Annotated in this window: 1 protein-coding gene; it reads left to right on the top strand. The window is 61.2% G+C overall.

Annotated features, from left to right (window positions below; all coding sequences use genetic code 11):
• A partial coding sequence (locus tag ACLIIZ_RS21180; protein WP_416695704.1) for a transposase occupies positions 1-255 on the top strand: 255 nt, incomplete at both ends.

Here is a 255-nt window from a genome sequence, read left to right as displayed (position 1 = left end):
ACCGCCGCCAACGTGAGCGACATCACTCAGGCCCAGGCGCTCCTGCATGGTGACGAAACCGATGCCTTTGGTGATGCCGCCTACCAAGGTATCGAGAAGCGGGCAGAGAGTCAGGAAGTCCCGGTGAACTGGCATGTAGCGATGCGTCCGGGCAAGCGCAAGGCCCTGCCGGGGACGTCGCTGGGAGATCTGCTTGAACGGATCGAACACGCCAAAGCCAGTATCCGTGCCAAGGTCGAACATCCGTTCCATGTG

This window comes from Azonexus caeni (genome assembly GCF_048146105.1).
Classification (GTDB): Bacteria; Pseudomonadota; Gammaproteobacteria; order Burkholderiales; family Rhodocyclaceae; genus Azonexus; species Azonexus aromaticus_B.
The sequence above is the reverse complement of the archived record's forward strand: the minus strand, read 5'-3'. Positions and strand labels throughout refer to the sequence as shown.